Genomic DNA, 25526 nt, shown 5'->3' on the forward strand with positions numbered 1-25526 from the left:
GACGTCGATCATGATCACTCATCTCCCCGCACCCGCGCCGACATGTCTCACAACGATGCTGGCAAAGAGCGTGCAGAGTGCGCTGACCGCCGCGCGCAGCGCCCGGCGCAACAAGCAACCGGGCGCAGCGCCGCGGGCAGCGTCAGAACACCTGCCGGTACAGCTCCTCGATCTGCTGGGCGGTGGGGACGACCGGGTTGTTGTTCGGCGAACCCGAGGCCAAGGCCTGCTCGGCCATCAGCGGTACCAACGATTCCCACTTCTCGGCGTCGATGCCGTGCGAGCTGGGGGACGGCACTTCGACCGTCGCGCAGAGCTTCTCGATGTAGCTGACCAGCGCTGCCGAGGCCACGTCGTCGCTGTCGCCTTCATGCGCGGCACCGAGTTGCCGACCGCACTCGGCGTACCGCTCGGGGGCGCCGGGGATGGAGAACGCGGTGATCGCGGGGAGCAGCATCGCATTCGACAAGCCGTGTGCGACATGGAAATGCCCGCCGATGGGGCGGCTCATGCCATGCACCAGGCAGACGCTGGCGTTGGAGAACGCCATGCCGGCCTGGGTGGATGCGGCCATCATCGCGGCGCGAGCCTCGGCGTCGTCCCCGTCGGTGTACGCGCGAACGAGGAACTTCCCGATGGTGCGCATCGCGTTCAGGGCCAGGGCGTCGGAAATCGGGTTGGCCTTCTTGCTGACGTACGCCTCGATCGCGTGGGTCAACGCGTCGACACCGGTGTCCGCGGTGAGGCGGGGAGGCATCGACATCGTCAGCTCGGGGTCGACGACGGAGGCTATGGGGAGGAACGACAGGCCGGGGCACAGCATCTTCTCATCCGACTCGCTGTCGGTGATGACCGTGAACTGCGTTGCCTCCGAACCGCTTCCGGCGGTGGTCGGGATGGCGATGATGGGCAGCGCAGGTCCGGTGTAGGGGCCGGGTGCCTTGTAGTCGCGCATGACGCCGCCACCCTTGCTGAGCACCGACAGTGCCTTCGCGGTGTCCATGGGGCTGCCGCCGCCGAAGCCGATGACGGCGTCCGCGTCGTGCGCTGCGACCGCGGCGACGCCGGCGGTGAGGGAGTCGGTGGTGGGGTCGGGAACCGTCTCGGCGAACAGCGCGCCGGTCTTGCCGGCGGCCGCGATGATGCCCATGACGCGGTCCGCTGCACCCGTGCTGACCATGAACTTGTCGGTCACGAGAAGGGGGCGCTCGACGCCGAGGTCGGTGAGCACCTGCCCGAGGTCCTCGACGGCACCGGGTCCCATGCGCAGGAAGCGGGGAAAGGAAATGGATGTCGACATCGTCGTCGTGCTCCTTCTCGTGGTCGGTCGTGCGTGATGCGGAAATGCCGATGCCGCACCGACCCCCATACTGCGGGACGTCGGTGCGGCTCGGGTGGAGAGGTGGTCAGTCGTTCTCGGGGAACCCGAGGTTGATGCCGCCGTGGCTCGGGTCGAGCCAGCGGGAGGTGACGGCCTTGGCGCGGGTGAAGAAGTGCACGCCCTCGGTGCCGTGGGCGTGGGTGTCGCCGAAGAGGCTGTTCTTCCAGCCACCGAAGCTGTAGTACGCCATGGGAACCGGGATCGGCACGTTGATGCCGATCATGCCGACCTCGACCTCGTTCTGGAAGCGTCGAGCGGCGCCACCGTCGTTGGTGAAGATGGCGGTGCCGTTGCCGTAGGGGTTGTCGTTGATGAGCTGCAGGGCCTCGTCGTAGGTGTCGACGCGGACCACGGAGAGGACGGGTCCGAAGATCTCGTCGGTGTAGATGCTCATCTCGGGGGTGACGTGGTCGATGAGCGTCGGTCCGAGCCAGAAGCCCTCGTCTCCGCCGTCGGCCTTCACGGTGCGGCCGTCGACGACGATGGTGGCGCCGGATTCCTCGCCGGCGTCGACGTAGGAGGCGACCTTGTCGCGGTGCGCCTTGGTCACCAGCGGGCCCATGTCTGCGCCGCGGGTGCCGTCGCCGGTCTTGAGCGGGGTGGTGCGCTCGGCGATCTTGGCGACCAGCTCGTCCGCGATGTCGCCGACCGCGACGAGGGCGGAGATGGCCATGCAACGCTCACCGGCGGAGCCGAAGCCGGCGTTCACCATGGCGTCGGCGGCGAGGTCGAGATCGGCATCGGGAAGCACGATGGCGTGGTTCTTGGCGCCGCCGAGTGCCTGGACGCGCTTGCCGTGCGAGGTGCCGGTCGCGTAGACGTACTGCGCGATGGGGGTGGAGCCGACGAAGCTGATGGACTTGATGTTGCGGTTCTCGAGCAGCTCGTCGACGGCGGTCTTGTCGCCCTGGAGGACGTTGAAGACGCCGTCGGGCAAGCCCGCTTCCTTCCACAGCTCGGCGATCCAGATGCTCGCGGTGGGGTCCTTCTCGGACGGCTTGAGCACGACGGTGTTGCCGGCGGCGATGGCGATGGGGAAGAACCACATCGGGACCATGGCCGGGAAGTTGAAGGGGCTGATGATGCCGACGGGTCCGAGCGGCTGGCGCAGGGAGAAGACGTCGACTCCGGTCGAGGCGTTCTCGGTGAAGCCGCCCTTGAGCAGGTGCGGAATGCCGCAGGCGAATTCGACGACTTCCTGGCCGCGGCTGATCTCACCGAGCGCGTCGGAGAGGACCTTGCCGTGCTCGGCGGTGATGATCTCGGCGAGTTCGCCCTTCTTCGCGTTGAGCAGCTCGCGGAAGTTGAAGAGGATCGCGGTGCGCTTGGACAGCGAGGTGTCGCGCCAGGCGGGGAAGGCGGCGGTGGCCGAGTCGATGACGACGCGGGCATCCTCGACGGTGGCGAGGGCGAGCTCGCCGGTGACCTGACCGGTGGCCGGGTTGGTGACGGGGGAGGTCTTGTCCGAGGTGCCGGCGAACGGCTTGCCGTCCACCCAGTGCGTGATCGTGTTCACGTGAAAGTCCTTCGGTCGGTGCTGGCGTGTGACATGAGTCTCTATCGCATAATTGCCTCTGTCAAAGGCCAATGCCGCACTCTCGCGTGCAGAACTGCACGCGCTCGCCTACGCTCCGATCATGTTCTCCGCCGACCACCTGCGCTTCTTCCTCGAGGTCTCGCGTCACGGCCGCCTCAACGACGCCTCCCGCGTGCTCGGTGTCGATCACACGACCGTCGGCCGCCGCATCACCAGTCTCGAGAAGGCGGCCGGTCACCGCCTGTTCGACCGGACCCCGTCCGGGTGGCGGCTGACCGAGGCGGGTCGCCGACTCGTCGCCTATGCGGAGACCGTCGAGTCGACTCTCATCGCCGCGTTCGAGGACCAGACGACGTCCGTCGGGTCGTTGACCGGTTCGGTACGCATCGCGGCGCCCGACGGGTTCGGCGCCTTCGTCCTGACACCACGGTTGACCAGACTCCGACGCGACCATCCGCACCTCGACGTCGAACTGGTCACCGCCACCGAGCACGACGCGTTGTCGACACGCGGCTTCGACGTGGCCGTCACCCTCGAGAAGCCGTCACCACGCTTCGTGTCGTCGCGGAAGCTCGCGTCCTACGACCTGCGGCTCTATGCCTCGCGGTCCTACCTGGCGGACGCGCTGCCGCTGACAGAGCTCGCAGACCTGCGTCGTCACGTGGTGATCTGGTACGTCGACGCGCTGCTGGACGTGGTGCCCCTGCGCATTCTCGACGCGATGAACCTGGACGGGCGGCCGCAGTTCCAGACCAACAACATCACCGGTCAGTGGCTGGCGGCACGCAACGGTCTCGGAGTCGCACCGTTGCCCAACTACATCGGTGAGCCCGACGACGATCTGGTCTGTGTCCTGGAGAACGACTTCTCCGTCCGCCGTGACTACTGGACGGCGGTGCCGCGGGACCTCTCACGTCTGGCGCGGGTGAAAGCCGTCGACGACCTGCTGACGTGGATCGCCGACGACGTCCCGCACCTCTTCGCGCCCGGTCCCGAGGACTAGTGCGCGCGCTTCGGCAGCGCGAACACCAGCAGGAATGCCAGCACCGCGAACGCGGCGCTGACACCCATCGCATGGGCGGCGCTATCGGTGAACGCGGTACCGAGCGCCTCTTCGCCCGGGCCCATGACGTTCAGTGACCCGAACAGCACGCTGCCGATGATGGCGATGCCGACGGCGCTACCGACACGTTGCATCGTCGAGATGACACCACTCGCCGCGCCCGCGTCCTGCCTCTCCACGGTCGCGACGATGAACTGCGCGTTCGGTGCGATGAAGGCGCCGTTGCCCAGGCCCGCGATGAACAGGGGGAGCAGCAGCTTCCAGTTGGTCAACGCCGACGCATCGGTGAACAGCAGGACGAGCCATGCCCACACCAGGCCGATCGTGACCAGGGCGGTGCCGAGAACCAGCACGTTGCGGCCCAGCCGCTCGCTGAGCTTGTTCGACTGCGACGAGGAGATGATGCTGCCGATCGCGAACGGGATGGACACGACGCCCGACGCCAGCGCGGAGTTGCCCAGGCCGGTCTGCCACAGGATCGAGATGGTGAAGAAGATGGAGGTGAACGCCGCGAAGTAGACCAGCGCGAGGATGACACCACCGGTGAACGCCGGCCGGGTGAACAGGCGCGGCGGAACCAGTGGCGTGTGACCGGCCCGGGAGTATCGAACCTCCCAGGCTCCGAACAACCCGATCAGCACGATGCCGGCGACGAGGGTGACGTACGTCCATACCGGCCATCCGGTGTCCTGGCCCTCGATCAGCGGGACCAGCACGGCGACGAGACCGGCGGTGATCAAGGCCAGTCCGACCCAGTCGATGCCGCGAGAGGGCGCCTCCGGCGAGTCGATCTGGTCCTGGCGAGGCAGGATCTTCGCGGCGAGGATCAGGCCGATGATGCCGAACGGCAGATTGACCCAGAAGACCAGGCGCCATCCGGTCTCGCTGCCCGCAGCTTCGATGATGAGACCGCCGATGATCGGTCCGAGCGCAGAGGACACACCGATGACCGCACCCATGATGGCGAAGGCCTTGCCGCGCATCTGCGGCGGGAACAGCAACTGGATGTAGGCGGTGACGGCGGGGACGAAGATGCCGCCGGCCAGACCCTGCACGATGCGCGCCGCGACCAGCTGCAGATCGTTCTGAGCAAGACCACAGGCGAGGCTCGACACGGTGAACAGCGCCAAGCCGGCGAAGAACACCCACTTGTGCCCGATGCGGTCGCCGACGCGGCCCGCGGGAATCAGCGCCAGTCCGAACGCAAGAGCGTATCCCGAGATGATCCAGGACAGCGTCGCCTCGGAGGCGCCGAGGCTGGTCCTGATGGTGGGGAGTGCGACGTTGACGATGGTCGTATCGAGCAGGGCGATGAACATGCCCATGAGCAGCACGATCAGCGACTGCCATGCGCGACGGCTGACCGCGGGGGCCGAACTCTCGGCCGATGTGGAGGTGGACACCCGGTGGAACCTTTCGCACAGGAAATGAACGGACGACCGTATTCGGTGGAGACCCGACTCTCGGACCGGTGAGAGGCGAAGTTCCCTACAGTTGTCGACACCGCGATTGCGCGGCACGCAGGGATACGTTCCCCAGCGCTGCCGTGCGCAATCACGGAACGCAGCTTCTTCGGCAGGGGGACACCATGGCTCTACACGCTTTCGGGGACGACGCACTGGGCATGCACGACGCGGTGGGGCTGGCGCGTGCGCTCCGCCGCGGGGAGGTGTCGCGGGGCGAGGTGACGGCCGCTGCGCTCTCGCGCATCGAGAAAGTGTCCGAGTTGGACGCACTGGTGGGACCCGTCCTGGCCTCGCCGATGCACGGTGACGCGAGCGGACCCTTCGCCGGTGTCCCCACCGTGATCAAGGACAACAGCGACGTCCGCGGCCTGGCGACCGGACAGGGATCCGAGATCATCCGTGCACGCCCCGCCGCGAAGCACGGACCGGTGGCGCGCGAGATGCAGTCGATGGGCTTCGGCATCCTGGCCAAGACCACGCTGCCCGAGTTCGGGCTCAGCGCCTCCACCGAATTCCCGACGCGTCCGCCGACCCGCAACCCGTGGAATACCGACTACTCGACGGGGGCGTCGTCCGGTGGATCGGCGGCGTTGGTCGCCGCGGGCGCGGTGCCGCTCGCGCACGGCAACGACGGGGGAGGGTCGATCCGCATCCCGGCGGCGTGCGCAGGTCTGGTCGGGCTGAAGCCGTCGAGGGGACGCTTCGTGTTGCCGGCCCTCGAGAAGCTGCTGCCAGTAGCCATCGTGTCGGAAGGTGTCCTGACGCGCAGTGTCCGCGACACCGCCGCATTCTGGGCGCACGCGGATCGCTCGAGCTCACGGTCGCTGCGTCCCATCGGCACCGTGACCGGCCCGTCGGCGCGGCGGCTTCGCATCGGCGTCGTCAGGCAGTCGCCGGCGGGTGGGAGTACGGACGCGGACACTCTGGCTGCCGTCGACGGAGCCGTCGCTCTGCTCGAACGGCTCGGGCACGGCGTGGACGCCATCGACGTGGTGCCGATCGATCAGCGGTTCCCGGAGGACTTCGTCGAGTACTGGTCGTTCCTCGCCTACGTCCTGCAGAAGTCGACCCCGCGTATCGACGGTCGGACGGAACGCGACTTCGACTCGCTGACAGTCGGTTTGGCCGATCGCTTCCGCGCGACGCGGCTACCGGGTGTCGTGCGCAGGCTGCGGGCGGCCGCGGCCGACTACGCGTCGATGTTCGAGAGAGTCGACGTGGTGATGTCCCCGGTACTGGGCCATGCGACTCCGGAGCTCGGATTCCTCTCTCCCCATGTGCCGTTCGACGAGTACCTCTCCCGGTTGACCAGCTACGCGGCGTTCACGCCACTGCACAATGTGACGGGAGCACCGGCGATCTCGCTGCCACTCGCCCAGTCCTCGGTGGGCACACCGCTCGGTGTCATGTTCTCCGGACCGCGTGGAGACGAGCGCACGTTGCTGCAGCTGGCGTTCGAACTGGAAGATGCTGCGCCGTGGCGGTCGATCGTCTCCTGATCGAGGTGTTCGCCCGATTCCGTTGTTCCCGTTACCTATAGGGGCCCGGATGCATAGTGTTCGGTCCGGAGCCACCAGGGCTCCGGTTCGCCCATCGAAGGAGCAGACATGTCGGTTGGACTCACGGTCGTGGATGTCTTGACCCGCATCTCGTACCTGTTCCGCGGCTGGGGTTTCTGACCCCCCCACCCCGTACGCGCGCGTCAGGCGTTCGGGTTCGGGATGTTCTGCAGTCGCACCTGACCGCGGGCGATGTCCTTGCCCGACTCGGTCGAGGTGATGACCACCTGCCACAGCTGCTGAACTCGGCCCTGCTGCAACGGGATCGCGACGACGTCGACGCGTCCCTCGGTCATCGATCGCAGGAAGTCGGTGGCGTTGTGCACGCCGACGGCGAACTGGCCGCGATCCGCGACGGCCACACTGGCGCCGATGCTGGCGGCAGATTCCACCGCGGAGGCGTAGACACCGCCGTGCACGACGCCCCAGGGTGTGTGGTGATCCGCGGTCAGGTCGATGTGCCCGCGCACCTCCGTGCCCGTCGCCACCGTCACCTGCAGACCCGCCGCAGCGGTGAACACGGTGTCGGCGAAGTTCTGCAGATCGGTCATGGCGAATGCTCCGTACGGCTGGGCGAGGGGAAACCTGTCGGCCTCACTGTAGAGAAGATCAGGACCGGGTGACGTGCGCTCCGAACACGATCGACGCATCGCCGAGTGCGACGCTGACCGTGGGTGTGCGGCCGTCGAGGTAGCCGAGCGGGCCGTCCGGAGCGAACGTCCACGAGGTCTTCAGTGATCGCACTGTCGGGTAGATGTTGTTGCGGGAGATGACTGTTCGGCCGTCGAGGTGCTGCGCGGTGGTCAGCGGGATGCGCGGCGTTCCGGGGAGCCTCAGTCTGCCGACGTGTGCGTCCAGCGAGGCGACGGGTGCACCGTCCGAGGTCATCGACGCCGTGACGCGGTCACCGCTGGTGGTGCGTCGGAAAGCGCCGAGGTGTTTGGGGATGGACCAGAGTTCGCGGCCGCCCGTGCGCGACTGCGGGCTGTCGACCCAGATGTGGGGGATGGTGGCCATCACCGCGGCGCCGCGGCGCACGAGCACCGACCCGATCAGTTCGTCGTAGCTGAGCACACCGCCGGAGGTGTACCGAACGAAGGCAGCCGACGCGATGGCCTGCCCGCCGACGGTCACGAGCGTCGCCCCGGTCTCGGCGACCGCGGAGACGACGTCCTGAGGCAGGTCGCGGACGGGGACCCGGTACGCCGACACCAGCAGCGTCCCGCCGAGGTACCAGGGCTCGGGCGGGTAGAGCTCGCCGTCCTGGCCGGTGTGCCAATCCTGCCTCTGTATCGCCTCGGTCATGCGGACAGGGTAGCGGATACGTGGACGTCCGAGTATCTGTCGTGCGATCCCGCGTTACGATCGCCCGTGATGACTACCCCTCTGCTCGGCCTCGTCGGCGGCTACGTCGCCGACATCGCTCTCGGTGACCCGTCCCGACGTCACCCCGTCGCCGGTTTCGGCACCGTTGCCCTCGCCCTGGAGCGTCGGACGTACCGGGACAGCCGTCTCGCCGGCGCCCTGCACACCGGCATCCTGGTCGGGGGAGTCGTCGGCGCGTCCGTCGCGGTCGAGTCGCTTCTGCGGCCGTATCCGACCGCACGTGCCGCGGCCACCGCCGTCGTCGTGTGGTCGTGTCTCGGCGGAACCACCCTCGTGCGAACGGGTCACGCGATGGCCGACGCTCTCGATGCCAACGATCTTCCGGCCGCGCGCGCGATCATCCCGTCGTTGTGCGGCCGCGACCCCGCGTCGCTGGACGACGCCGGGGCCGCCCGCGCAGCGCTCGAATCCGTCGCGGAGAACACCTCCGACGCCACGACCGGCGTGCTGTTCTGGACCGCCGTGGCCGGTATTCCGGGCGCTGTCGCCTACCGGGCCGTCAACACGCTCGACGCGATGATCGGCTACCACTCACCGCGCTACGAGCGGTTCGGCTGGTTCGCCGCTCGTCTCGACGACGTCGTCAATCTGATTCCGGCCCGTCTCACCGGTGCGCTGACGGTGGCCGCGGCACCGACCGTCGGCGGATCGGTCACCGACGCCCTGACCGCGTGGCGTTCCGACGCGTCGAGCCACCCGAGCCCCAACGCCGGTGTCGCCGAATCGACGGCCGCGGGGGCGTTGGGGGTCCGCCTGGGCGGCGAGACCGCGTATCCGCACGGTGTCGAGCAGCGTCCGACTCTCGGAACCGGCCGCGAGCCGACCGTCGACGATCTGCGGCGCGCGGTGCGGCTGTCCGCGGTGGTTCAGGCGGGCGCGACGGCGGTGTCAGCGCTTGTCGCCGTAGCGATCCGTCATCACCGAGTCCGGCGTGGTCTGCGTCTTCTTCGATCGTCGTAGTCCGCGGCGCGACTGCAGCAGCGCGTCCAGTCCGTCGTCGTACTCGTCGGGATCCGTGGAGGGAGCGGTGACGGGCGTGTCCTCGACGGTGCCGGCCTTGTCGCGTCGACGCTCACGGAGTTCGGCGCGCACGAAGTAGGCGAGACCCAGAGGCGCCATCAGGCCGAACGCCAGCCACTGCAATCCGTACGACAGGTACGGGCCGGCGTCGAGCTGGGGGAGCGCGATGACCCCGAGGCCGCCCGGCTGATCCTCGGCGAGCTGGACGTAGCCGTCGATGAGATCGGTGCCGGTCAATTGACCGACCTGCGCGGGAGTGATCGTGTAGACCTGCGGTAGGCCGGGCCCCGACACCGCCGGCTTGTCCGGGACGGACGGCTCGGACGCCCGCAGGCGACCTTCGAGGGTGGACTGCCCCGCGGGTGCCGGAGCGAAGGACGGGACGTCGATACCGGTGGTCGGCAGGACATATCCGCGGTTGACGAGGATCGTGGGTCCGACGTCGGTGACGAACGGGGTCAGCACCTCGAAGGCCGGCGTGTCGTCCACGCTGCGCAGCCGGACCACGACGTCCTTGCCGGACTCGTAGGTGCCGGTGAGTCGGACCCGTCGCCAGTCCTCGTCGGGTGCCACCGTGCGGTCGGCCACCAGGTCACCCGCGGCGACGGGGTCGGCGTCGAAGGACCGGCTGATCTGATCGTTGCGTGCCGACGTCGTGGTGTTCTTGCCCAGCTGCCACGGCGCGAGAACCGTGAAGCAGAGGTAGGCGAACAGGATGACGACCGCCGCGAGTGCCAACCACCCGGGGCGAACGAGGAACGACAATCGGCGCACGACTACACAGCGTAGTCGTCAGCGGCGGGAGATGTCCTCGAGCAGACCGGGCAGAGCCGCCTCGATCTGCTCCCGCACGGTCCCGAAGTCCGCCTCGGTGCCGTAGTACGGGTCGGCGACCGAGTCGGAATCGGCGTCGGGGTCGAAGGACCGCAACAGCGCCAGGCGATCCGACGTGACCCCGAGCCTCCGCAGTTCGCGCTCGTGGGAGCGGTCCAGCGCGACCACCAGATCGGCTCCCAGGATCTCCTCGTCGACGGTGCGTGCGCGGTGCGCGGACGGGTAGCCGTGGGCTTCGAGTTCGGCCACGGCACGCGGGTCTGCGGGGTCGCCGACGTGCCAGTCTCCGGTGCCGGCACTGGTCACCCGGACACGTCCGTCCAAGCCCGCGGCGACCAACGACTCGGCGACGATCTTCTCGGCCATCGGCGACCGGCAGATATTGCCTGTGCAGACGAAGGTGACGTGCACGGGGGTCATGCGGCACTCGAGGTCAACGACGCCAGCAGGGCGGTGAGATCCGCTGCCGACTCCACCGACCAGGTCGCGGCGGCGTGCTCCCCGGCCTGCCCGTATCCCCATGCGACGAGAACGACGGGGATGCCCCAGTGGCCCGCACCGAACACGTCGTGATCGCGATCTCCGACCATGACCACCGAGCCGGTGCCGCCGGCCGCGGTCTCACGGGCAGTGCGGCCCACCTGCTCGAGTGCCCTGGCCACGACGTCGGACTTGGCGCGCCGCGACCCGTCGTCACTGGCGCCGGCGATGAACTCGAAGTATTTCGCGAGGTCGAAGTGCTCGAGGATGCGTCGCGCGAACCTCTCGTTCTTCGACGTCGCGACGGCCATGGGGACGCCGGCGGCGCGCAGCGCCTCCAGCACCTCGACCACACCCTCGTACACGCTGTTCTCGGCCCAGCCCTGCCGGTCGTAGTACTCGGTGTACGCCTCGCGCGCCCGCTCGACCTGATCCTCGGACAGGCCCAACGACCGGAACGTGTCGATCATCGGAGGCCCGACGACGTGCGCGTGGACATCCGCCCCCACCGGTGGGGTTCCGACGGTGGCCAGCGCGTGATCGAAACCGGCGAGGATGCCGGGCGCCGAGTCGGTCAGAGTTCCGTCCAGATCGAACAGGACGAGGTCGACTGCGGTGGCGGACATGGGCTCAGTATAGGAGCGCCTACAGTCGCCACCATGACCGACGACACCGGGCCTCACGATCTCCGGCATCACGGTGACGCCGAGGTCGGCGCGGGAATGGACGACTTCGCCGTCAACGTCCGCGGGAACCGTCCGCCGGAGTGGTTGCGTCACAGACTCGTCGACGCCGTCGACCGCCTCGCGTCGTATCCGTCGGCTGCCGAGGACCTCGAGGTACGCCAGCGAGTGGCGCAGCGCCACAACAGAACTCCCGACGAAGTCCTGCTCCTCGCCGGAGCGGCAGAAGGTTTCGCGATGCTGCCGCGTCTGCGGTCCCGTCTGGCCGCGGTCGTCCACCCGTCGTTCACCGAGCCGGAGTTCGCGTTGCGCAGCGCCGACGTCCCCGTACACCGCGTCGTGCTCCCCGCGCCCTACCGCCTGGCCGACGCGGACGTTCCCGGGGAGGCGGACCTGGTGGTGCTGGGCAACCCCACCAATCCCACCTCGGTCGCCCACCCCCGAGCCGACGTGCTGGCGTTGCGTCGCCCCGGCCGGATCGTCGTCGTCGACGAAGCGTTCGCCGACACGATGCCGGGTGAGCCCGAGTCGGTCGCCTCGATCACCGCACCGGACGTCGTCGTGCTGCGCAGCCTGACCAAGTCGTTCGCCCTCGCCGGGCTGCGGTGCGGGTACGTCCTCGCGAGCCCGGAGATCCTGGCGACGCTGAGTCACGGACGGGCGCACTGGCCGCTGGGCACTCTGCAGCTCGCCGCCATCGCCGCGTGCTGCGAACCCGCTGCCGTCGCGGCTGTCGAGGCCGACGCGTCGGTGCTCGCATCGGAACGCGACCACATGATCGACCGATTGCGGGGCCTCGGCGTCGAGGTTCTGACACCGGCGTCCGCGTCGTTCCTCCTGGTGCGTGTCGACGGGGGAGCTGCCGTGCGGGAGCGGCTGCGCCGACTCGGTATCGCGGTGCGGCGGTGTGACACCTTTCCCGGCCTGACGTCGGACCATCTGCGCCTCGCCGTGCGCGGCAAGGATGCGGTGGATCGACTGGTCGCCGCGTGGCGCGAGGTCGCCTGACGGCCGTCTCCTTCCGGCCACCTAGAGTCGAGGAATGTCCGACCTCCGCGCCGCTGAAGTCCCGACGCTGTCCGACGTCATCGCGGCGCTCGATGCCGCGTATCCGCCGCGGCTCGCGGAAGGGTGGGACTCCGTGGGGCTGGTGTGCGGCGATCCCGCGGACCCCGTCAGGGCCGTGTTCTTCGCCGTGGACGCCACCGAATCCGTGATCGACGAGGCTCTCGAGGCCGGTGCCGATCTGCTGGTCGTGCATCACCCGCTGCTGCTGCGCGGGGTCGACACGGTCGGTGCTCACACGCCGAAGGGCGCGCTGATACACCGCCTCATCAAGGCCGGGTGCGCGCTGTTCACCGCGCACACCAATGCGGACTCCGCTCAGCCCGGTGTGTCCGACGCTCTGGCAACACTGCTGGGTCTCGAGAATTTGACGCCGCTCGAGGAGAAGACGGCCGGCGGCGTCGACAAGTGGGGTGTGCACGTTCCCGTCGGCGACGCCTCCACCGTGCGTGAGGCCATGTTCGCCGCCGGGGCAGGAGCGATCGGGGACTACCGCGAGTGCAGTTGGAGCACCGAGGGAGTCGGCCAGTTCCGGCCGGTGGACGGTGCGCAGCCCGCGATCGGGACTGTCGGCACCGTCGAGTTCGTCGAGGAGTCGCGCCTCGAGATGGTGGCACCGCGCAGTGCGCGCGCCCGGGTCCTGGCCGCACTGCGAGCGGCCCACCCGTACGAGGAGCCGGCATTCGACGTCGTGGAGTCGGTCGACCTTCCCACCGGCTGCGGCCTGGGGCGCGTCGGCACGCTCGCGGATCCGATCACCCTGCGCGAGTTCACCTCACGCGTCGCCGACAGGTTGCCGGCCACCGCCTGGGGCATCCGTGCGGCCGGTGACCCCGACTCCACGGTCCGCACCGTGGCGGTGTGCGGAGGATCAGGCGATTCGATGCTCGACGCGGTCACCCGTGCCGGTGCCGATGTGTACGTGACCTCCGACCTCCGACATCACGTCGCCGACGAGCACCTGCGGGCCGGTGGACCCGCGCTGATCGACGTCGCGCACTGGGCGGGGGAGTTCCCGTGGTGTGCGCAGGCGCAGTCACTGCTGGACGAGAGGTTCGGCTCGGCCGCGGGCTGGCGCACGACCGTCGCGACGACGCGGACCGACCCGTGGACCATCGGGGCAGGTGCGGAGGCGCGCGCACACCCGTCCGGCGCATAGTCGCCGTCGATACCGGGACGGGCCGGTGCTGGCGGTAGCGTGACACGCGTGAACGTCGACCCGAAGATCCAGCTGAAGCTTCTCGACCTGGCAGCCATGGACACCGAACTGGCCCAGCTCGCACATCGTCGACGCACCTTGCCCGAGCAGATCGAGCTCGATGCACTCGAGCGCGAACGTCTCGACCGCAAGGACGCGGCGGTCGGCGTGCAGATCTCGCTCGACGATCTCGACCGCGACATCCGCAAGCTCGAAGGTGAAGTCGACGCGGTGCGTCGCCGCGAGGAGAAGGACCGCGCCGCGCTCGACTCCGGGTCCGCGCCGGCGAAGCAGCTCAGCGAACTGCAGCACGAACTGGCCAGCCTCGAGCGCCGCCGAGGAATCCTCGAGGACGAGCTGCTCGAGGTCATGGAGCAGCGCGAGGCGTCGCAGGCCGACTACGAGCACGCCGGTGCACGGCTGAGCCAGGCCGAGGATCAGATCATCGACGCGACGCGTCGTCGGGACGATGCACTCGCGGACGTCGACAAGTCGACGGAAACCCGGTCGGCGCAGCGTGCTGAGCTCGCCGCCGGACTCCCGGACGACGTGTCCGCCGCCTACGAGAAGCAGCGCTCCCAGTCGGGGATCGGTGCGGCACTGCTGCGCGGTCGCCGGTGCGGCGCCTGCCGGATCGAACTGGACCGCGGGGAGATCTCCCGCATCGCCTCCACCCCTGCCGATGTGGTCGTGCGGTGCTCCGAGTGCAACACGATCCTGGTGCGCACCAACGAGTCCGGCCTTCCCTCCGGCAAGCCCGCCGGCTCGTGACCTCCGTCGTCGTCGAGGCCGACGGAGGGTCGCGCGGCAATCCGGGCCCCGCGGGGTACGGCGCCGTCGTCTGGGACTCCGCTCGCCGGAACGTGCTCGCGGAACGTCGTGAGCATCTGGGAGTGGCCACCAACAACGTGGCGGAATACCGCGGCCTCATCGCCGGCCTCGATGCCGCGCGGGAGATCGGCGCGACACGGGTGTCGGTGCGGATGGACTCGAAGCTGGTGGTCGAGCAGATGTCCGGACGCTGGAAGGTCAAGCACCCCGACATGATTCCGCTGCGCGCCCGCGCGGCCGACATCGCCGAGACCTTCAAGTACGTCGACTACACCTGGATCCCGCGCGCGGAGAACTCGCACGCGGACCGTCTGGCCAACCAGGCCATGGACGGCGAGGACTCGATGCTGACGGGCGGTGAGTCCGCGCCGGCGCCGGTCGCGGAACGTCCTCCGTGGCAGTCGGTGTCGGGCGCTGCGACGCGCACGGTGTTGCTCCGGCACGGGCAGACCGCACTGTCGGTGGACAAGCGGTACTCGGGCCGCGGCAACCCGGAACTGACCGAGCTGGGGCGCGCCCAGGCGGCGTCGGCGGCAGGTCGTATCGCTGTCCTGGGCGGCATCGACGCCATCGTGTCGTCTCCGCTGGGGCGGGCACGCGAGACTGCCGAGGCGGTGTCGCGGAGCACCGGCGTCGCGGTGACCACGCTGGACTCGCTGACGGAGACGGACTTCGGCTCGTGGGAGGGCCTGACGTTCCGTGAGGTGTCCGAGCGAGACCCGGACCTGCACGGCGAGTGGATGAGCGATACGTCGGTGCGGCCGCCCGGCGGCGAGAGCTTCGACGAGGTGCGCGAGCGCGTCCGCGGAGCGCGCGACAGCATCCTGCGCGACTACGCCGGGAAGACGGTCGTCGTCGTCTCGCACGTGACACCCATCAAGACGCTGCTCCAGTTCGGCCTCGATGTCGGGCCGTCGATCCTCTACCGCCTGCATCTCGACCTGGCGTCGATCAGCATCGTCGACTGGTTCGACGACGACGCCGCGTCCGTGCGCCTGGTCAACGACACGTCGTACCTGTGGGCGTGAGGAACGACAAGGGCCTGATCAGACCTGCAGTCCCACCCACAGTGCGACGGTGGCCGCGACGACGGTGATCGGTGTGGTCACCATGCCCACGATCGTGAAGGTGCGCAGGCTGGGCGGTTCGTTCTCCGCGCGAGCCACCCTGCGCCACAACATGATCGCGAGCGACCCCACGTAGGTGAGATTCGGTCCCAGGTTGACGCCGATGAGCATCGCGAGCAGTGCCGGAACCGGGACCGCGCCGGGCACGGAGGTGAGGGCGGCCAGCAGCAGCAGCGTCGCGGGCAGGTTGTTGAGGATGTTCGACGCAACCGCGGCGATGCCCGCGACGGCCAGGAGGGCGAGCAGGGTCGACGACGTCGGGAGGATGTCGGCCACCGCATCGCCCACAGGTCCCTGAGCGAGACCCGCGACGACGACTCCCAGAGCGAACACGAAGACGCAGAACCAGACGTCCAGGGCGCGGAGAATCGACACGGTGGTCGTGCGGCCGCGTCGTAGAGCCGGCACGGCCAGTACCAGCGCCGCCGCAGCCGCGACCCAGACGGGTTCGATGCCCAGTGACCCGCTCACGGCGAAACCGATCAGAGCGCACGCGATCACGCCGAGCGCGAACGTCGGGGTGGCGACGGTCGTCTCGGTGTCGTCGGCGACGTCCTCGAGTTCTTGCCGCAGATCACGGCGGAACAGCCACCGGAACGCCAGGTACTCGAGTCCGATCGCGACGATCCAGGGCGCCGCCATCAGGGCGGTGAAGTGCAGGAACGACAGGCCTGTCGCCGAGAACACCAGCAGGTTGGTCAGATTCGACACCGGCAGCAGCGTGGACGCCGAGTTCGACAGGTGAGCGACCGCGTACGACGACGGTCGCGCCGACATGCCGGCCCGCCGGGCCGCCGCCACGACCACCGGTGTCAGCAGGACCACGGTGGCGTCGAGGCTCAGGACCGCCGTCGTGAGCGACGCGGTGACGAAGACGAGCCCCAGCAGCCGGACCGGGGACGACCGCGCCCGGCGGTGGAGAACCGACGCGATCCAGGTGAACACACCATGGGCGTCGGCGAGATGGGCGAGAGCGAGGATCGCGGCCAGGAACGCGACTGTCGGTGCCAGCTCGGCGGTCTCGTGCAGCGCATCGGTGGTGGACACGACGCCGAGCGCGATGGCGAGGACGGCTGCGGGCACGGCCACGGCGGCCTCGGGCAGCCCGCGAGGCCGGACGATGGCGAAGATCAACACCGCAGCGACCAGCAGCGCGGCCACGACGGTCCGCGCGGTGGAATCGGTGATCACGCGAGGATCTTGCGCAGCGTACGGAGGTTGCGGGTGGTGGTGGTCGACTTGTACGACGGTCGGGCACTGGCCTTGCCGAGGACGCTGCCGAGCGTGTCGCCCTTGACCACTTCCCAGTACAGAACGTGGTGCGGACCGAGGGCGCACCGTTCGACCGTCGCGTCGAGGGAGTTGCCGAGCGCCGCCAACTCGGCGGTGGATGCACCGTCCGTGGAGAACACGACGTAGGGGTGCCGCACCGACTCGTCGGTCTGCCACGGGTAGTTCTCGACGACCTCGGTGAGCTGGTCGACGGTGACGACCACGACCCATGCGTTGTATCCGAACGATGAGCGCAGCACGCCCTCGACGTCGGCGCGGACCACGGCGGGATCGGTGGTCGTCGCGGTGAGCCGGACGTTGCCCGACGCGAGCACCGTGCGGACGTCGGTGTATCCGGCGCCGCCCAGTGCCGTCCTCAGATCGGCCATCCGGATCCGGATCCCTCCGACGTTGATGCCCCGCAGGAGGACGACGAATTCCATGGACGTGACTCTATGTCCACCCCCGCGAGCACGGCGAAAGTGTCGTGATCAGTGGCCGTTTCGCGGCATTTCCGGCGTACTCGCCGAGGTGTGGGGGCGAGGGTGGAGGTGTCGGAGCAAGGGTGGAGATAGGATGACCGCGCGGACGAGTTGGCCGGGCGGCCGCGGCACGGAGAACTGTCGACCCTGTGCGTCGTCAAGCTCCGAGCCGAGGAAAGTCCGGACTCCACAGAGCAGGGCGGTTGCCAACAGCAACCCGAGGTGACTCGCGGGACAGTGCCACAGAAAAGAGACCGCCGGTCCGTCCTCGGACGGGTCGGTCAGGGTGAAACGGTGCGGTAAGAGCGCACCAGCACCCCGGGTGACCGGGGTGGCTCGGTAAACCCCGCCCGGAGCAAGATCGAAGGTCGCACCACCGTTCGCGGAGGTGCGGCTGCGCAGGTGCTCGAGGGCTGCTCGCCCGAGCCTGCGGGTTGATCGCTCGAGGTACCCGGCGACGGTGTGCCCAGATGGATGGTCGCCACTCGGGACATGTTCCGAGTACAGGATCCGGCTTACACGCCGACTCGTCCGCACCCTCGACGGCCGATCGGACCCGGACTAGAACATATGTTCGAAGTCCTCTACAGTGGTTCACGGCGGGTCGGCGGTAGGAAACTACGGGAAGCGTCGACCCGCCGCCACGACAATGGCATCCGGCCCATGAGCGACGAATGGCCTCTCCCGCGTGCGGGAAAGGCCATGACGTCGAGCTGGAGAATCAGATGGGGTTGATCACCAGAAGGGTGGCCCAGTAGTTCGCTGCGTCGGCTCCTACCAGGGGCAGGAGTTGATCGAACAGGATGGTCGACATGTCGTTCTCCAATCTGAGTGCATCTACAGGTGCACGTCCCCGTGCGTGTCGAGAGATATCGGAAATCATAGCGTTCGGATGGTCGCCGTCGGATATTCGGTCGGCGCGCCGAGTCGGAACGCGAAGTCTGTTCCGAGACGATCGATCTGGGGCACACTGTCGATCATGAGTGACGACGAGCAGTGGTACTTCCGCGTCAGTGACAAGGCAGTGGTGCAGGGCAAGGACGCCGGGGCCATGGACCGTATGGGTCCGTATCCGGATCGCGCGACCGCGGAGCGCGCCCTCGAGATCGCGGCCGAGCGGAACAAGGCGGCGGACGACGCGGACGACTCCTGGTCTTCGTGAGTCCCTCCGTCTCCCGGAGGCTCCCGACCGTTCGTGCCGCAGGAGTCGACTTCTCGGCCGTCCGTGCAGAGTTCGACCTCCCGACCGACTATCCGTCCGACGCTGTGGCCGGAACGGACTCTCGGCCGAATCGTCGAGATGCCACGGACCTCGAGTTCGTCACCATCGACCCGCAGGGATCCATGGATCTCGACCAGGCGCTGGTGGTCGAACGGACCGCGTCGGGTTTCCGCCTGCTCTACGCCATCGCGGACGTCGCCGCCGTCGTGGTTCCGGGCAGCGCACTCGACGAGGAAGTGCGCCGGCGAGGCCAGACTCTGTATCTGCCCGACGACACGGTGCCGCTGCATCCTCGGTCGATGTCGGAGGACGCATCGTCGCTGCTCCCGGATCGTGTCCGGCCCGCCGCGCTGTGGACGATCGACACCGACGCGAACGGTGTCGCCACGTCGTGGACCGTCGAGGCAGCCACCGTCCGTTCGCGGCAACGCTTCACCTACGCCGAGGTCCAGCAGGCCGCCGACGCCGGGACTCTGCACCCGTCGTTGACGGCGTTGCCGGATCTGGGGCGTGCCCGGCGCGCACTGGCGGTCTCGCGTGGAGCGATCGAGCTGGCTCTACCGGAACAGGAAGTCGTGGCCGACGGCGACGGCTGGCGTGTGGACATCGCGCCGCGTGTCGACGCGGATGCGTGGAACGCCGAGATGTCGTTGCTGACGGGAATGTGCGCCGCGGCCATCATGATCGAGGCGCGGACGGGCATCCTGCGCACACTTCCGCCCCCCGCTCGGTCGGATATCGACGCGCTCCGAGCGGTCGTCCTGGCCCTCGGGCTGCCGTGGCCGGACGGGACGACCCCGGGGCAGGTCCTGGCATCACTGGATCCGGCGGCTCCGTCCACCCTGGCGATCATGAGCGAAGCGACGACACTGCTCCGCGGCGCGGCCTACGTCGCGTTCGAGGGCGAGGTTCCGTCGCAGCCGAACCACTCGGGAATCGGCGGGCCGTACGCGCACGTGACGGCGCCGCTGCGTCGCCGCGTCGATCGCTACGGAACCGAGGTGTGCCTGTCGCATTGCGCAGGGGTACCGGTTCCGGAGTGGGTGCGTGCCGAGTTCGCGGACCTGCCCGAGGCGATGAGACGCAGCGACTCGGTGGCGTCCAAGGTGGACCGGGCGTGCATCGACCAGGTCGAGGCGCAGGTGTTGATCGGGCACGTCGGACAGTCGACCACCGCGGTGGTCCTGCGCGGGCGAACCGATAAGCGCCCCGCAGAGGTCTTCGTGCCGGAGTACACGGTGATCGGTCCGTGCGACGGTGATCCGGCGGAGGGCACCACCGTCACGGTCCGTATCGGCCCCGTCGACGTTGCATCCCGGACCGTGAAGTTCGCGCTAGTTCGATAGAGCGGATGCGGTGCGCCGCAACTTCTTCCACGCGCGGGGGAGAGGTGCGAGCGCATCGCGGCCCGCGGCCGTCTCGTTCGCGTAGAGGACGCCGAAGGTGAACGTGTCCTCGCCGCGCTCCGCGGCGGACGCCGCCTCGAGCAGCAGGGTGTCGCGCGAGACGGCGCTGTCCTGGTGATCGCCCAGCACGGACTGCACCTTCTTGGCCGACGACGCCACTGCCGACGCTGTGCGATGGACGCGGCCCGACGGGATCGCGGTGGAGGCAGCCTCCGCGGCGTACCGGAGCTTCTTCGCCGCCTTGCGGATGTCGTGGACGGCCTCCTCGCGCTCGGCGCCGCTCAGCGACGACGCGTGTTCTTCGGCCTTCTCGACGGTGCGGAACTGCTGACGGAGAACCTTGCGGAACACCGTGGTGGCCTTGATGTCCGACGGGCCGACCGTGGGTGCGGTGAGGACGGCATCGAGGCCGTCCAGCAGCGCGAAGTAGCGATGGCCGTCCAGTTCGCGCACGATCTCCTCGTGAGCGAGCGTGTACAGCCGCTCCTGTGTGCCCACCAGGGACTCGACGATCGGCCCGCGCACGGCGCGGTCCTCGAGCGCGTCGAGCGCCGACCGGTACCGCGCCGCCAGCACTTCGGCATCGCGTGCGGTGCCCAGGATGTCGGCAAGCCAGGACAACTCGGACCGAAGTGTGTCCACGGCCTCGCGGTCGAGGAGTTTCCGGTACGACCGCAGCACGCTGCGCAGCCGCCGCGTGGCGACGCGCATGGCGTGAACGGCGTCGTCGGCGTTCTGCCGTACCCGAGGATCGGCGGCGAGGAGGGCGGAGATGTCGTCGGACAACGCTGCCAGCACCGCCGCACCCGCGGTGCCGTCCCGGGCGGGGACCGCGTCCGTGTCGGTGAGCCGGGGGCCGAGTGCGCGAGCGAGCTTCGAGGTCGACGAGGCAGGGTGCGCGCCGTGGGAGAGGAGGTGCTTGCTCACCTTCCGCAGAACCTTGCGATCACCGTCGAGAAGCTCCACCTCCCACTCGCGCCAGGTGACCGTGACGTCGTCGAGAAGGTTGTGGGCGGTGACGGTGTCGTCGCACAGCTCGGCGGCGTTGTCGTGGTGCTTCGTGGACAGGATCGTCACGATCCGGCGTGTCTCGATGGTGGCCACCGGAACGAGCGCCTTCCCGCGCACGTGCGCACTCACCCGCTCGGCCACCTCGGACGGAACACGAGAGTTGTTGCCGCCGGCGGACAACGGGCTCCGCAGTTCGAGGCGCTCGTCCGTGGACACCGGCATCTTCACGTGCCACCCCGCGTCCGAGCTCCCCGTGCGCCGGCGGACCGTGATGCGTCGACGGGCGAGATCGAGGTCGGCGGTATCGAAGTACGTCGACGACGGATGGGTCGGGTCCGGAGCGGACGACGCGACAATCGACGCACTGCCCGTGAGTTCCGGAACCGGCGTGTCCGTTCCGACGTCGAACTTGGCCTCGATCTCGGTGTGTGCACCGGCGTCACCTGAACTCATGGTGACATCTTTACCACCGAGAGATGAACGATCGGCTCAGCGCAGCGAGTCGGTCGCTTCGACGAGGTGGTGCACGATCCCCGGTTCGGACGCCGAATGCCCCGCGTCGTCGACGATGTGCAGCGTGGACGACGGCCAAGCCCGGTGCAGATCCCAGGCGCTCGTGGCCGGACACACCACGTCGTAGCGGCCCTGGACGATTACCCCCGGGATGTCGGAGATCAGAGTCATGTCGCGGAGCACCTGGTTCTCGTCGAGAAATCCGTGGTGGACGAAGTAGTGATTCTCGATGCGGGAGAACGCGAGTGCGAACCGAGCCTCCGAGGTTTCCTGCACGCGTTCGGGTTTGGGCAACAGTGTGCTGGTGGCGCCCTCCCACGTGGACCACGCGACGGCCGCGTCGAGGGCGACGTCGGGGTCGCTCGAGTGCAGCAGCCGGTGATAGACCTCGACCGGATCGGCGTCGCGTTCCGCGGCGGGAATCGGCGCGAGGAACTTCTCCCACAGCTCGGGGAAGAGGTGCCCGGCTCCGCCTCGGTAGTACCAGTCGATCTCCTTCTCCCGCAGGAGGAAGATGCCGCGCAGCACCAGCGCCGTCACGCGCACCGGGTGTGCCTGGGCGTACGCGAGCGACAGTGTGGAGCCCCACGATCCGCCGAAGACGACCCACGTGTCGATGCCGAGGTGCTCGCGGAGAGCTTCCATGTCGGCGATGGAGTGGCCGGTGGTGTTGACGGAGAGATCCGCGCCGTCGGCCACGTGGGGTGTGGACTTTCCGCAGCCACGCTGGTCGAACAGCACGATCAGGTACGCGGCCGGGTCGAAGTACCGTCGCTGATCGGCGTTGGTTCCGCCGCCGGGGCCGCCGTGCACGAACACGACGGGCTTGCCGTCCGGGTTGCCGCTGACTTCCCAGTGGAGGCTCTGCCCGTCACCGACGTCGAGCATGCCGGTGTCGTGGGCGTCGAGTGCCGGATACAGGGTGCGCAGGGTGTCCGGTGCCGGGAGGTGCACGGTCTACAGCCCGACGAGTCCGGACGCCATGTCCGGGATGTCGAGGATGTCGATGACCTGTGTGCGCACGTCGGAGCAGGAGTCCGTGGTCGCTGTGTCGACGATCGCGCGATTCTGGACGACGGCAGCGTTCAACCCGTAGCGCGCCGCCCACGTCTGGACCAGGATGTTCAGTCCACCGCGGCCCACCGTCGGGCCCTGGACACGCCAGTTGGACAGCTGCGCCTCGAGATCGGTGCACAGTGACTGCGCCTGATCGTCGGACACCGTCGGAGCCGAGGGGGCTGCCGACGATGCCGTCGTCTCCGCAGAGGGGGTCGTCGTCGTGGTCGTGGTGGTGCCGCCGCTGCTGCAGGCCGCCAGGGTCAGGCCGGCTGCTGCCAGGGCACACGCAGCGGTGAGTGGAGTTCGCATCGTTGCCATGGCCAAGAGTGTGCCAGCTGCCCGGACCGGCGTCAGAAGCTGTGTTCCTGCGCGGGGAAGGTGCCGGACCGCACCTCGGCCGCGTAGGTGGACGCTGCCGACCGGAGCTGATCGCCGATGTCGCCGAACCGCTTGACGAACTTCGCGGTGCGGCCGCTGGTCATTCCCGCCATGTCCTGCCAGACGAGCACCTGGGCGTCGCACTCCGGCCCGGCGCCGATTCCGACGGTGGGGATGGACAGCTTGCGGGTGACCTGACCGGCGAGGTCGGCGGGCACCATCTCCATGACGACGGCGAAGGCGCCGGCTTCCTGGACTGCGATGGCGTCGGCGACGAGCTGCTCGGACGCGTCGCCGCGGCCCTGCACGCGGAAGCCGCCGAGGCCGTTGACGCTCTGCGGGGTGAAGCCGATGTGGGCCATGACCGGGATGCCGGCGGCGGTGATCGCGGCGATCTGCGGGGCGACACGCTCGCCGCCTTCGAGCTTGACCGCGTTGGCCTGGCCCTCGCGCATGAAGCGGATCGCGGTCTCGACGGCCTGCTGGGGCGAGACCTCGTAGGTGCCGAAGGGGAGGTCGGCGACGACCAGCGCGTTCGGCGCGCCGCGAACCACACCGCGTACGAGAGGAATGAGCTCGTCGATGCCGACATGGACCGTGGTGTCGTAGCCGTACACGACGTTGGCCGCGGAGTCGCCGACCAGCAGGACGGGAATTCCGGCCTCCTCGAAGATGCGCGCGCTCGAGTAGTCGTACGCCGTGAGCATCGCCCAGCGATCACCCGAGGCCTTCATGGCCTGGAGGTGATGGGTGCGGGTCTTACGACCGGTGGGCGCAGCACCGTAGAGAGTGGTTTCCGCAGCAGACATTGGTGTCCCTTTCGTCCTCGAGGCCCGCCGTGCGGGTCCCCGGGTTGAGGTGATGACGTAGACGAGTCTGCCACCGACCGGGGCAGACAGTGTGCGTGGTCTTGGTCACAGTTCACGGGAGGCCGTATCCGGTGGTCGTGCCACCATCGAGTGGTGACCCGTCGCCTCGTTCTGACCCTGTCGATCCTCGCCCTGGTGTCGGCTGCCTGCGGCGCCGATGTGGACGGCGTCCCCACGGCGCCGAGCGGGTCGTCGGCGCCGACGACTCAGGACCGCGACGGGCAGCCGCGAACCCTCGATGAATTCCGGGCGCAGCGGATCGAGTGGGGTTCCTGCGACGGGTTCTCCACCGACGGCTCCGAGCTCGATTCCTCTCTCGAGTGCGGCCGCGTCACGGTGCCCCTCGACTACGACGACCCCGCGGGTCCCACCGCGTCGCTGGCGCTGTCCCGGTCGGCGGCGACGGGGGAGCGGATCGGCTCGATGCTGGTGAACCCGGGCGGCCCCGGGGCATCGGGCTTGTCGACGGCCGGCGTGGCGCAGGGCACCGACGTGGCGTCGTCCTTCGACGTCGTCGGGTTCGACCCCCGCGGTATCGGGGCGTCCACCCCGGCCGTGCGGTGCGACACGCCTGCGGAGTTCGACGCCGAGCGTTCGGATCTCGATGTGGATACCTCGCCCGCCGGAATCGCCGAGACCGAACGCGAGAACCAGGACTACGCGACACGGTGCGCCGATCGTAACGATCCGGAGTTGTTGGCGCACATGACGTCCGCCGACGTGGCTCGGGACATGGACGTCATCCGCGCCGCTCTGGGCGACGCGAGGTTGACGTATCTCGGGTTCTCGTACGGCACCCGACTCGGGTACACCTACGCCGAGTTGTTCCCGCAGAACGTCAGAGCGATGGTGCTCGACGGCGCTCTCGATCCGGCGGCGAACGCAGCCGACGAGGTGGTGGCCCAGGGCGCCGGTTTCCAGTCGGTGTTCGACGCGTTCGCCGCCGACTGTGCGCGGCGGTCGGACTGTCCGCTGGGTACCGATCCGGCCGCTGCGGTGCGGGCGTTCCGTGCCCTCGTCGATCCCGTCGTGACGTCCCCCGTGGGCACCGAACTCACCGGGAGCGACGGCGAGAGACAGCTCGGCTACGAGGATGCGATCACCGGTGTGCAGCAGGCGCTCTACAGCACCGAGCTGTGGGGTCCCCTGCGCCGCGGGCTCACACAACTCGCCGCCGGGCGCGGCGACATCCTGCTCTCGCTCGCGGACCTCTACAACGGCCGGCTCAGCGACGGCACGTACAGCAACACCAACGACGCGTTCACGGCGGTGCGATGCGTCGACGACCCCCGTGTGACCGACCGTGCGGAGGAGGGCTCGCTGGACGCACGCTTCCGGGCTGCCGCGCCATTCCTCGACGACGGCCGAGGCAACGGCACGGCCGCACTCGAGCCCTGCGCATTCTGGCCCGTTCCGTCGCAGGCGGATCCGGGCCCGGTGTCGGTACCGGGACTGGTCCCGACGGTCGTCGTCTCGACGACGGACGATCCCGCCACCCCGTACGAGGCCGGTGTCGCACTGGCGGCACAACTGAAGTCCTCGCTGATCACCTACGAGGGAAATCAGCACACGGCGTCCTTCGCCGGAGTGCCCTGCGTGGACGATGCCGTCAGCCGGTACCTCGTCGACCTGACACCTCCACCTGCAGGTCTTCGGTGTTGACGGCGGACCTCACAGTCGACGC

The 25526-nt window shown here is 68.9% G+C and carries 24 protein-coding genes and 1 other RNA gene; 11 read left to right on the plus strand and 14 right to left on the minus strand.

The window, feature by feature from the left end; all coding sequences use genetic code 11:
- Positions 1–142: 142 nt before the first annotated feature.
- Together AC0IX4_RS09530 and AC0IX4_RS09535 are read right to left on the minus strand one after the other, a co-directional pair.
- The gene (locus AC0IX4_RS09530; RefSeq protein ID WP_471828831.1) at positions 143–1300 is read right to left on the minus strand and encodes an iron-containing alcohol dehydrogenase; all 1158 of its coding nucleotides are present in this window, start codon (positions 1298–1300) and stop codon (positions 143–145) included.
- Between the two features lie 106 nt (positions 1301–1406).
- On the minus strand, positions 1407–2897 hold the full coding sequence (locus AC0IX4_RS09535; RefSeq protein ID WP_042575241.1) for a CoA-acylating methylmalonate-semialdehyde dehydrogenase: 1491 nt from the start codon (positions 2895–2897) through the stop codon (positions 1407–1409).
- 121 nt (positions 2898–3018) lie between these two features.
- On the opposite strand from AC0IX4_RS09535, the gene AC0IX4_RS09540 reads away from it, so the two are divergent.
- The gene (locus AC0IX4_RS09540; protein WP_471828832.1) at positions 3019–3921 is read left to right on the plus strand and encodes a LysR family transcriptional regulator; all 903 of its coding nucleotides are present in this window, start codon (positions 3019–3021) and stop codon (positions 3919–3921) included.
- Here the strand turns inward: AC0IX4_RS09540 and AC0IX4_RS09545 are convergent.
- Positions 3918–5384: an MFS transporter gene (locus AC0IX4_RS09545; RefSeq protein ID WP_042575240.1), complete on the minus strand. Its 1467-nt coding sequence runs from the start codon at positions 5382–5384 to the stop codon at positions 3918–3920. The genes AC0IX4_RS09540 and AC0IX4_RS09545 overlap by 4 nt on opposite strands.
- Before the next feature lie 185 nt (positions 5385–5569).
- On the opposite strand from AC0IX4_RS09545, the gene AC0IX4_RS09550 reads away from it, so the two are divergent.
- Positions 5570–6946, plus strand: a complete 1377-nt coding sequence (locus AC0IX4_RS09550) for an amidase (protein WP_471828833.1) — start codon at positions 5570–5572, stop codon at positions 6944–6946.
- A 203-nt stretch (positions 6947–7149) separates the two neighbouring features.
- Here the strand turns inward: AC0IX4_RS09550 and AC0IX4_RS09555 are convergent, their stop codons facing one another.
- The gene (locus AC0IX4_RS09555) at positions 7150–7557 is read right to left on the minus strand and encodes a PaaI family thioesterase (RefSeq protein WP_471828834.1); all 408 of its coding nucleotides are present in this window, start codon (positions 7555–7557) and stop codon (positions 7150–7152) included.
- A 58-nt stretch (positions 7558–7615) separates the two neighbouring features.
- Complete coding sequence (locus tag AC0IX4_RS09560) at positions 7616–8311, minus strand: acetoacetate decarboxylase family protein (protein ID WP_471828835.1); 696 nt, start codon at positions 8309–8311, stop codon at positions 7616–7618.
- A gap of 69 nt (positions 8312–8380) precedes the next feature.
- Between AC0IX4_RS09560 and AC0IX4_RS09565 the strand changes: the two genes are divergently transcribed.
- Positions 8381–9352 (plus strand): cobalamin biosynthesis protein, encoded by a 972-nt coding sequence (locus AC0IX4_RS09565; RefSeq protein WP_471828836.1) that lies wholly within the window; start codon positions 8381–8383, stop codon positions 9350–9352.
- On the opposite strand, the gene AC0IX4_RS09570 is transcribed toward AC0IX4_RS09565, so the two are convergent.
- The 3 genes from AC0IX4_RS09570 to AC0IX4_RS09580 are packed head-to-tail and all read right to left on the minus strand — an operon-like array spanning position 9281 to position 11352.
- On the minus strand, positions 9281–10186 hold the full coding sequence (locus AC0IX4_RS09570) for an SURF1 family cytochrome oxidase biogenesis protein (protein ID WP_471828837.1): 906 nt from the start codon (positions 10184–10186) through the stop codon (positions 9281–9283). The genes AC0IX4_RS09565 and AC0IX4_RS09570 overlap by 72 nt on opposite strands.
- Before the next feature lie 18 nt (positions 10187–10204).
- Positions 10205–10666, minus strand: a complete 462-nt coding sequence (locus AC0IX4_RS09575; RefSeq protein WP_471828838.1) for a low molecular weight protein-tyrosine-phosphatase — start codon at positions 10664–10666, stop codon at positions 10205–10207.
- Complete coding sequence (locus AC0IX4_RS09580; RefSeq protein WP_471828839.1) at positions 10663–11352, minus strand: HAD-IA family hydrolase; 690 nt, start codon at positions 11350–11352, stop codon at positions 10663–10665. The genes AC0IX4_RS09575 and AC0IX4_RS09580 overlap by 4 nt, the downstream gene beginning before the upstream one ends.
- Positions 11353–11385: 33 nt before the next feature.
- Here AC0IX4_RS09580 and cobC point away from each other — a divergent pair, with 33 nt between their 5' ends.
- Genes cobC through AC0IX4_RS09600 form a run of 4 tightly spaced genes read left to right on the plus strand, consistent with a single transcriptional unit; the run spans position 11386 to position 15531 of the window.
- On the plus strand, positions 11386–12417 hold the full coding sequence (gene cobC, locus AC0IX4_RS09585; RefSeq protein WP_471828840.1) for an Rv2231c family pyridoxal phosphate-dependent protein CobC: 1032 nt from the start codon (positions 11386–11388) through the stop codon (positions 12415–12417).
- 34 nt (positions 12418–12451) lie between these two features.
- Positions 12452–13633 (plus strand): Nif3-like dinuclear metal center hexameric protein, encoded by a 1182-nt coding sequence (locus tag AC0IX4_RS09590; protein WP_471828841.1) that lies wholly within the window; start codon positions 12452–12454, stop codon positions 13631–13633.
- 48 nt (positions 13634–13681) lie between these two features.
- Positions 13682–14443, plus strand: a complete 762-nt coding sequence (locus AC0IX4_RS09595) for a zinc ribbon domain-containing protein (RefSeq protein WP_042575262.1) — start codon at positions 13682–13684, stop codon at positions 14441–14443.
- Positions 14440–15531, plus strand: a complete 1092-nt coding sequence (locus tag AC0IX4_RS09600) for a bifunctional RNase H/acid phosphatase (RefSeq protein ID WP_471828842.1) — start codon at positions 14440–14442, stop codon at positions 15529–15531. The genes AC0IX4_RS09595 and AC0IX4_RS09600 overlap by 4 nt, the downstream gene beginning before the upstream one ends.
- 18 nt (positions 15532–15549) lie before the next feature.
- Here the strand turns inward: AC0IX4_RS09600 and AC0IX4_RS09605 are convergent, their stop codons facing one another.
- Together AC0IX4_RS09605 and AC0IX4_RS09610 are read right to left on the minus strand one after the other, a co-directional pair.
- Positions 15550–16818, minus strand: a complete 1269-nt coding sequence (locus tag AC0IX4_RS09605; RefSeq protein ID WP_056076313.1) for an SLC13 family permease — start codon at positions 16816–16818, stop codon at positions 15550–15552.
- A complete protein-coding gene (locus tag AC0IX4_RS09610; protein WP_471828843.1) occupies positions 16818–17345 on the minus strand; it encodes a DUF1697 domain-containing protein in 528 nt (175 codons plus the stop codon). The genes AC0IX4_RS09605 and AC0IX4_RS09610 overlap by 1 nt, the downstream gene beginning before the upstream one ends.
- Before the next feature lie 146 nt (positions 17346–17491).
- Here AC0IX4_RS09610 and rnpB point away from each other — a divergent pair.
- The 3 genes from rnpB to AC0IX4_RS09625 all read left to right on the plus strand — a co-directional run bounded on the left by rnpB (position 17492) and on the right by AC0IX4_RS09625 (position 19952).
- Positions 17492–17918: RNase P RNA component class A (gene rnpB / locus AC0IX4_RS09615), an RNA gene on the plus strand.
- 445 nt (positions 17919–18363) lie between these two features.
- A complete protein-coding gene (locus tag AC0IX4_RS09620; protein ID WP_042575260.1) occupies positions 18364–18546 on the plus strand; it encodes a hypothetical protein in 183 nt (60 codons plus the stop codon).
- Positions 18543–19952, plus strand: a complete 1410-nt coding sequence (locus tag AC0IX4_RS09625) for an RNB domain-containing ribonuclease (RefSeq protein WP_471828844.1) — start codon at positions 18543–18545, stop codon at positions 19950–19952. The genes AC0IX4_RS09620 and AC0IX4_RS09625 overlap by 4 nt, the downstream gene beginning before the upstream one ends.
- On the opposite strand, the gene AC0IX4_RS09630 is transcribed toward AC0IX4_RS09625, so the two are convergent.
- The 4 genes from AC0IX4_RS09630 to panB form a co-directional block, all read right to left on the minus strand.
- Positions 19941–21476 (minus strand): CYTH and CHAD domain-containing protein, encoded by a 1536-nt coding sequence (locus AC0IX4_RS09630; RefSeq protein ID WP_471828846.1) that lies wholly within the window; start codon positions 21474–21476, stop codon positions 19941–19943. The two genes, AC0IX4_RS09625 and AC0IX4_RS09630, sit on opposite strands and share 12 nt — an antisense overlap.
- A 36-nt stretch (positions 21477–21512) precedes the next feature.
- Positions 21513–22424 (minus strand): prolyl aminopeptidase, encoded by a 912-nt coding sequence (gene pip, locus AC0IX4_RS09635; protein ID WP_471829280.1) that lies wholly within the window; start codon positions 22422–22424, stop codon positions 21513–21515.
- A 69-nt stretch (positions 22425–22493) separates the two neighbouring features.
- The gene (locus tag AC0IX4_RS09640) at positions 22494–22913 is read right to left on the minus strand and encodes a hypothetical protein (RefSeq protein ID WP_056075717.1); all 420 of its coding nucleotides are present in this window, start codon (positions 22911–22913) and stop codon (positions 22494–22496) included.
- A 32-nt stretch (positions 22914–22945) separates the two neighbouring features.
- Positions 22946–23782, minus strand: a complete 837-nt coding sequence (panB, locus tag AC0IX4_RS09645) for a 3-methyl-2-oxobutanoate hydroxymethyltransferase (protein WP_056075720.1) — start codon at positions 23780–23782, stop codon at positions 22946–22948.
- A gap of 153 nt (positions 23783–23935) precedes the next feature.
- On the opposite strand from panB, the gene AC0IX4_RS09650 reads away from it, so the two are divergent.
- Positions 23936–25504, plus strand: coding sequence for an alpha/beta hydrolase (locus AC0IX4_RS09650; RefSeq protein WP_471828847.1), 1569 nt, complete (start codon positions 23936–23938; stop codon positions 25502–25504).
- The last annotated feature ends 22 nt before the right edge of the window (positions 25505–25526 follow it).

It is taken from the genome of Rhodococcus sp. AC861 (genome assembly GCF_979256035.1).

What these genes read in the sequence shown, in the direction of transcription:
- AC0IX4_RS09530 (WP_471828831.1), bottom strand. Translation starts at nt 1,300, where the DNA reads ATGTCGACATCCATTTCCTTTCCCCGCTTCCTGCGCATGGGACCCGGT.
- AC0IX4_RS09540 (WP_471828832.1), top strand. Translation starts at nt 3,019, where the DNA reads ATGTTCTCCGCCGACCACCTGCGCTTCTTCCTCGAGGTCTCGCGTCAC.
- AC0IX4_RS09550 (WP_471828833.1), top strand. Translation starts at nt 5,570, where the DNA reads ATGGCTCTACACGCTTTCGGGGACGACGCACTGGGCATGCACGACGCG.
- AC0IX4_RS09555 (WP_471828834.1), bottom strand. Translation starts at nt 7,557, where the DNA reads ATGACCGATCTGCAGAACTTCGCCGACACCGTGTTCACCGCTGCGGCG.
- AC0IX4_RS09560 (WP_471828835.1), bottom strand. Translation starts at nt 8,311, where the DNA reads ATGACCGAGGCGATACAGAGGCAGGATTGGCACACCGGCCAGGACGGC.
- AC0IX4_RS09565 (WP_471828836.1), top strand. Translation starts at nt 8,381, where the DNA reads ATGACTACCCCTCTGCTCGGCCTCGTCGGCGGCTACGTCGCCGACATC.
- AC0IX4_RS09575 (WP_471828838.1), bottom strand. Translation starts at nt 10,666, where the DNA reads ATGACCCCCGTGCACGTCACCTTCGTCTGCACAGGCAATATCTGCCGG.
- AC0IX4_RS09580 (WP_471828839.1), bottom strand. Translation starts at nt 11,352, where the DNA reads ATGTCCGCCACCGCAGTCGACCTCGTCCTGTTCGATCTGGACGGAACT.
- cobC (WP_471828840.1), top strand. Translation starts at nt 11,386, where the DNA reads ATGACCGACGACACCGGGCCTCACGATCTCCGGCATCACGGTGACGCC.
- AC0IX4_RS09590 (WP_471828841.1), top strand. Translation starts at nt 12,452, where the DNA reads ATGTCCGACCTCCGCGCCGCTGAAGTCCCGACGCTGTCCGACGTCATC.
- AC0IX4_RS09610 (WP_471828843.1), bottom strand. Translation starts at nt 17,345, where the DNA reads ATGGAATTCGTCGTCCTCCTGCGGGGCATCAACGTCGGAGGGATCCGG.
- AC0IX4_RS09620 (WP_042575260.1), top strand. Translation starts at nt 18,364, where the DNA reads ATGAGTGACGACGAGCAGTGGTACTTCCGCGTCAGTGACAAGGCAGTG.
- AC0IX4_RS09630 (WP_471828846.1), bottom strand. Translation starts at nt 21,476, where the DNA reads ATGAGTTCAGGTGACGCCGGTGCACACACCGAGATCGAGGCCAAGTTC.
- pip (WP_471829280.1), bottom strand. Translation starts at nt 22,424, where the DNA reads ATGCTCGACGTCGGTGACGGGCAGAGCCTCCACTGGGAAGTCAGCGGC.
- AC0IX4_RS09640 (WP_056075717.1), bottom strand. Translation starts at nt 22,913, where the DNA reads ATGGCAACGATGCGAACTCCACTCACCGCTGCGTGTGCCCTGGCAGCA.
- panB (WP_056075720.1), bottom strand. Translation starts at nt 23,782, where the DNA reads ATGTCTGCTGCGGAAACCACTCTCTACGGTGCTGCGCCCACCGGTCGT.